Annotated in this window: 1 protein-coding gene; it reads right to left on the reverse strand. The window is 52.9% G+C overall.

Annotation, left to right across the window (positions count from 1 at the left end):
• Positions 1 to 29: 29 nt before the first annotated feature.
• Positions 30 to 1,207, reverse strand: a protein-coding gene (locus AAAH10_RS16535) for an IS3 family transposase (protein ID WP_343565590.1) whose coding sequence is annotated in 2 segments (ribosomal slippage) — positions 30 to 943 and positions 943 to 1,207 — 1,179 coding nt in all. Because the reading frame shifts where the segments join, the coding sequence is not laid out codon by codon here.
• Between the last annotated feature and the right edge of the window lie 78 nt (positions 1,208 to 1,285).

Raw genomic sequence — 1,285 nt, forward strand, 5'->3', positions numbered from 1 at the left:
TGACCTGCCCCCATGTGGTGATCCAACCTTTAAGTTAGATTTTGACACCATGAGCCGTCCAGCTGTGGCGGCTGGAGCGTAGCGTAAGCCAGAACAGCTGGACGGGGCAAGATTGTTGTTGGTGCAGGCGGCCTGTAGCCGAGAGAACTGTGCGGTCTGATTGTGTTGTAGTGCTGCCGCCAGCGCTCGATCAGGATTTCAGCCTCCTGCAAAGTATAGAAGATTTCACCATTCAAAAGCTCATCTCTGAGCTTCCCGTTGAAGCTTTCATTATAACCATTCTCCCAAGGCGATCCCGGTTCAATAAACAGGGTTTTGGCTCCAACACGGTTGATCCATTCCCTGACAGCCTTGGCTGTGAACTCCGCGCCGTTATCACTACGAATATGATCGGGCACACCGCGTGTGGCGAACAGATCTGCCAATGCCTGCAGAACATCATCTGACTTGAGCTTTCTTGCCACGATGATGGCCAGACATTCCCTGGTGTATTCGTCAATAATCGTCAGCATCCTGAACGCCCTGCCGTCATGGGTTCGGCCCTGCACAAAATCGTATGCCCAGACATGATCCTGCCAACAGGGACGGAGCCGTACGCAGGAACCATCATTTAACCAGAGCCTTCCGCGTTTTGGCTGCTTCTTTGGAACCTTAAGCCCCTCTCGTTGCCAGATGCGTTCAACGCGTTTGTGGTTGACACACCAGCCTTCTGACTGGAGCAGACTGGCGATGCGTCTGTAGCCATATCGACCATACTGACTGGCCAACCGGATGATGTCAGCCCTCAGGGCATCCTCATCAGATCGGCCAACCGGCTTCTTGCGTTGAGTAGATCGATGCTGGGCCAGAACTGTGCAAGCCCGGCGCTCACTTACACCGAGTTTGCTGATGACTTGATCAACACATCGTCTGCGACGAGCGGGGCTTAATAGTTTCCCTCTGCTGCTTCTTTGAGGATCAGCTTGTCGAGCGTCAATTCGGCAACAGCTTTTTTAAGCCGGGCATTCTCCCGCTCCAGCTCTTTCAGCTTGCGGGCTTGCGAGGTCTTCATGCCGCCATACTCGTTGCGCCAGCGGTAGTATGTTTGTTCGGTAACACCCAGCTTGCGTGCAGCTTCGCCGATCGTTTTGCCCTGACCAATCAGAACCTCAGCTTCGCGCAATTTGTTGATGATCTGCTCTGGTGTGTAACGACGTTGCTTTCCCATTTGATTTCTCCTTATTCGCGGGTGGAATAAGTCAAAATCCGAACTCAAACAATGGAACACTTCAATGGGGGCAGGTCA

This window comes from Carbonatibacter coralli, assembly GCF_039592655.1.
In the GTDB taxonomy this organism is placed as follows: domain Bacteria; phylum Pseudomonadota; class Alphaproteobacteria; order Kiloniellales; family Kiloniellaceae; genus Carbonatibacter; species Carbonatibacter coralli.